This window comes from Syntrophomonas sp. UBA5494, from assembly GCF_002426325.1.
In genome coordinates this window covers 3325-8023 of sequence record NZ_DIPG01000060.1, presented here as the reverse complement: position 1 = coordinate 8023, position 4699 = coordinate 3325, and the positions used below count along the sequence as shown (strand labels likewise).

The 4699-nt window shown below is 46.5% G+C and carries 6 protein-coding genes; all 6 read right to left on the bottom strand.

The annotated features are described in order from the left end of the window. Nucleotides 1-296: 296 nt before the first annotated feature. Nucleotides 297-1019 carry a 1-(5-phosphoribosyl)-5-[(5-phosphoribosylamino)methylideneamino]imidazole-4-carboxamide isomerase gene (gene hisA, locus B3W37_RS07360; RefSeq protein ID WP_483175225.1) on the bottom strand — a complete coding sequence of 241 codons (723 nt, stop codon included), beginning with the start codon at nt 1017-1019 and terminating at the stop codon, nt 297-299. Nucleotides 1020-1021: 2 nt separating this feature from the next. After that, entirely contained in the window at nt 1022-1621 is a 600-nt protein-coding gene (gene hisH / locus B3W37_RS07355; protein ID WP_483175224.1) for an imidazole glycerol phosphate synthase subunit HisH, read from the bottom strand. A 63-nt stretch (nt 1622-1684) separates the two neighbouring features. Next, complete coding sequence (hisB, locus tag B3W37_RS07350) at nt 1685-2275, bottom strand: imidazoleglycerol-phosphate dehydratase HisB (protein WP_483175223.1); 591 nt, start codon at nt 2273-2275, stop codon at nt 1685-1687. 5 nt (nt 2276-2280) lie between these two features. Continuing rightward, the gene (hisD, locus tag B3W37_RS07345; RefSeq protein WP_483175222.1) at nt 2281-3567 is read right to left on the bottom strand and encodes a histidinol dehydrogenase; all 1287 of its coding nucleotides are present in this window, start codon (nt 3565-3567) and stop codon (nt 2281-2283) included. Then, the gene (hisG, locus tag B3W37_RS07340) at nt 3564-4220 is read right to left on the bottom strand and encodes an ATP phosphoribosyltransferase (RefSeq protein ID WP_483175221.1); all 657 of its coding nucleotides are present in this window, start codon (nt 4218-4220) and stop codon (nt 3564-3566) included. Before hisG ends, hisD begins: the two co-directional genes overlap by 4 nt. Nucleotides 4221-4234: 14 nt before the next feature. Then, nucleotides 4235-4699 (bottom strand): ATP phosphoribosyltransferase regulatory subunit (locus tag B3W37_RS07335; RefSeq protein ID WP_483175220.1); only part of this gene is annotated, 465 nt, incomplete at its 5' end.

Sequence of the window (4699 nt, the reverse complement as noted above, 5' to 3'; positions counted from 1 at the left end):
AGACAGGGTATTATCCTTCTGGCCAGCATAACTTAACCCTCCGCTCCAATATTTTTTAAGGCCTGGGGACGTCTTTTCGCTCCCCCATTTCAAGTGTATTATATAGAGGAAACTTCAGCCACCGTGTATTTCCGATAAATAACCGGAAGCTGAAGCTTCACCTACAGTGCTATATAGATTTACCAAAAGCTGCAATGGAATGTATCGAGCATTGCAGCGAAGGCTTCACACTCCCGGTTTCTTTGCTAGGAGCAACCCCAAGCTTGAATCTCCGCTCCAATGTTACGATTATATTTCTATTTAGCTGCCGCCAGAGCGTCTTCCAGAGTAATTTTGCCGTCATAGAGGGCTTTGCCTATTACGGCTCCGCATACCCCGGCAGATTCCAGGGCCTTTAAGGCCTGTATATTCTCAACCGTCGCCACCCCGCCGGAAGCGATTATTTTAAGACCGCTGGCCTTGGCTATTTCCTCAACCGAACTTAAATTCGGCCCCTGCAATAGACCATCGCGGGAAATATCGGTAAATACTGCGGTTTTAATTCCCAGCTCTTTCACCTGGCAGGCCAGGTCAATGGCACTAACTTCAGATTTCTCCACCCATCCTTTTACAGCTACCATTCCATCTTTGACATCGAGTCCCACAATAATTTTGTCAGGCCCAAACTCCTCCAGCATCTGGCTGAGGAAGAACTCATTCAAGGCATTGGTACCAATAATAACCCGGCTGGCACCTAATTCCAACATCCGGTCTACATCTCTGATCGAACGCAGACCGCCGCCTACTTCAAAAGGAATTTTAACTTCCGCTGCAATAGCCCTTATCGCATCGAGGTTGGCAGGACGGCCGGCAAAAGCTCCATCCAGATCGACTATATGCAAATATTCCGCACCTTTAGCCTGGAAAGAGGCCGCTACTTGAGCCGGAGTATCTGAGTAAACCGTTTTGTTTTCCAGTGCCCCCTGTACCAAACGTACACACTGACCGTCTTTGAGATCGATTGCTGGTAGAATAATCATTGTTACATCCCTCCAAAATTCTTTAGTATATACAATCCGGACTCACTCGATTTTTCCGGATGAAACTGCGTAGCAAAAATATTATTCTTTTCAATTGCACAGGTAAAATCAAAACCATAATCAGTCACCGCCGCACTCCAGTCAGCATCTTCCGGAGCCACATAGTAAGAATGGATAAAATAATAATAGCTGCCGGCCGGAATTCCTTTAAATAATCTGCTCTCAGGCCGGGGGCGGACTTCATTCCAACCCATGTGGGGTACCTTGTAGTGCGGAGGAATCCGCAAAACCTGTCCTTTTACTATATCCAGTCCCTGGTGAAAGCCGTTTTCCTCGCTGGAAGTAAAAAGCAGCTGCAACCCGAGGCATACTCCCAAAAGGGGTGTATTCCTTTTGACTGTCTCATATATAACCTGGTCCATTCCGGTCTTTTTCAGGTTGTGCATGGCATCGGCAAAAGCCCCCACCCCGGGCAATACTACCTTATCCGCCTGCAAAACCATTTCCGGATCGGAAGTAATATAAGCTTCAAAACCCAATTTGGCAAAAGCATTGGCCACACTGGCCAGGTTACCCATACCATAATCTATTATTGCAATCAATTCTGCAACCCCCGTCAATTATCCATCTTATAGTTGGTTGAATCCATGTGTCTCCGTCTTGAACTAGAGATTTCCTTTGGAAGACCATACTCCTTCTATCCTGGGCTCGTAACTTACCGCCTGTTTCATAGCCCGGGCAAAGGATTTGAAAATAGCTTCAATAGCATGATGCGTGTTACTGCCCCGCAGCAAATCGATATGCAGAGTAATATCAGCATTATTGGCTACCGCCTGGAAGAATTCCTTCACATTTTCAGAGGAAAGCCCTCCCCGTGTTTCCCGGGGCAAATCCGCCGCAAAAACCAGACCGGAACGGCCGGAAAGGTCGATCACCGTACGGGCCAGAGCCTCATCCATCGGAACAGTAGCCTCGCCATAGCGGTTAATCCCCCGTTTCTCGCCCAGAGCCGCTTTTAGCGCCTGACCAAAGCAAATACCAATATCCTCTACCGTATGATGATCATCCACCTCTATATCTCCCCGGGCAGTTATCTTTACATCACACAGACTATGTACCGTAAAAAGGGTCATCATATGGCTCAGAAAAGGAATCTCAATATCAATTTGGTGTACACCGGTTCCATCCAGGTCAAGCTGCAGCAGAACTTCGGTTTCGCTGGTTTTGCGCTGAATTTCAACACTTCTGGTCTCCAAAAATCTTACTCCTCCTTTCTGACTTTCACACTATTGGCATGAGCAGTCAGACCTTCAACTTCCGCCAGCCGGATAATATCATCACAATTATCTTTAATGCCCTGAGCCGAGTAGTATATTATATTTGATACCTTTTTAAATGTATCTACCGTTACCGGTGAATAAAATCTGGCGGTACCGCCGGTTGGCAAAATATGATTAGGTCCGGCAAAATAATCGCCCACCGGTTCCGGTGTATTTGCACCTAAGAAAATGGCCCCGGCATTTTGAATCTGATGCAGCATTTCAAAAGGATGTTCCACCATCAGCTCCAGATGTTCGGGTGCCACCAGATTGGCCACCGCACAGGCTTCACTCATATTATTGACCAGAATGAAAGCCCCATAGTCATTCAGGGCTTTTTCTATCATAGCTTTGCGTTCCAGTTTTTCGATCTGTCTTTTCAGCTCTTGCTCTACTTTATTAATAAGAGCAGCACTGTCGGTCACCAGTATGCTGCGTGCCAGTACATCATGTTCCGCCTGGGACATCATGTCGGCGGCCAGATGCACCGGATTAGCAACGGCATCAGCAACTATTAATATCTCACTGGGTCCGGCCAGCATATCAATGTTCACATCACCATATACCATCTTTTTAGCCAGAGTAACGTAAATATTACCCGGACCGGTGATTATATCCACTTTGGGAATAGTCTGAGTCCCCCAGGCGAGAGCAAAAACAGCCTGGGCACCGCCCATTTTATATATTTCCTCCAGTCCCAGCTCGGCAGCCGCAACCAGAGTATAAGGATTAAGTTTACCGTCACGGCCCGGCGGAGTAACCATGACGATCTGTTCCACACCCGCAACCTGCGCCGGGATAGCATTCATTAGCACTGAGGACGGATAGGCGGCAGTTCCTCCCGGTACATAGATACCTGCCCGTTTAATCGGCCGGTAAACTTGTCCCGTTACATTTCCAGCCTCGTCGGTCTCCATCCAGGAATTGCGATTCTGCCTTGAATGATAAATCATAATGTTATCAATGGCTTTACGCAGAGCAAACAGGTAATCATCATCCACCTTTTCATACGCTTCTTCGATTTCAGCATCAGACACCATCAGCGTTTTCTGATTGAGCTGTACCCCATCATATTTTAAAGTGAGATCCAGTACAGCCTCATCACCGCGTTCCCTGACTTCCTGCGCGATTTTCTTCACATTTTCTTCAAAGGAAGAAGTATCAATTTCGCTGGTTTTAAGGAATTCTTCAAGATTGCTTGCTGCAGTGCTAAATCTTTTTATTTTCAACCTTCACTACCGCCTTTCACTATTGTTTGCATTTTTTCAACCAAAGGTTGGATTTGCTCGTATTTAGTTCTGTAACTTACCCGGTTGCTTATCAGTCGAGTAGTGGAGTCCATTATCTTCACCAGTTCCACCAGGTTGTTTTCCTTTAAGGTTCTGCCGGTAGAAACGATATCGACGATCATATCCGCCAGGCCCATTAAAGGCGCCAGTTCAATATTTCCATGCAAGGTAATTACATCCACCTGCAGACCCTGGGACCGGAAATAGCGCTCTGCTACCACCGGGAATTTGGTAGCCACCCGTTTATATTTTAAATCTTTGAGAGAACAATTTTTCATTTCAGCCGGAACTGCCACGACGAATCGACAATAACCATATTTCAAATCAACCATTTCAAATACATCTTTGCCCTGTTCTACGATTACATCTTTACCGACAATACCCACATCAGCAGCACCATACTCTACATAAGCCGGCACATCCGTAGGCCTGCACATAATATATTTTATATTACTTTCTTCATAGGTAAATACCATATTGCGGCTGTCTTCGTGGAGTCCTTCCACCGGGAGATTGGCTTTTTGCAAAAGAGCAACCGTGGGTTTAAGCAAGGTCCCTTTGGAAAGGGCAACGGTCAGGCAATTATTTCCCATATTATTATCCTCCATTATATGTAAACCAGAATGCAGTTTTCCCGGCTCTTTATCTTTTGCTCCAGTTCTTCCCTGCGGTTGGATTCCAGCGCCAATTCGACCACATGGCCCTCACGCCGCAATTCATCGGCTTTCCTGGCCATAGCCTGATAATCGGTTCCCCCGACCAGATAATGAACTGCCTTTTCGGTCTGCTGACCGGCCACCAATGCAAGCCGGTCCATACCCAGAGCAAAGCCGGTGGCCGGACACGGGAATCCGAATTTACCCAAAAGTTTATCATAGCGTCCTCCACCCAGCAACCCATATCCCAGATCGGGTGAATAACCTTCAAACTCCACGCCGGTATAATAATCCAGTCCTCTTAAAACTCCCATGTCTATAACAATATGATCCTGAATACCAAAGGCTTTAAGAGCATCATATACTTTCAGCAATTCTTCCACCGCCAGAGATGCCTTTCGGTTACGGCTGATATA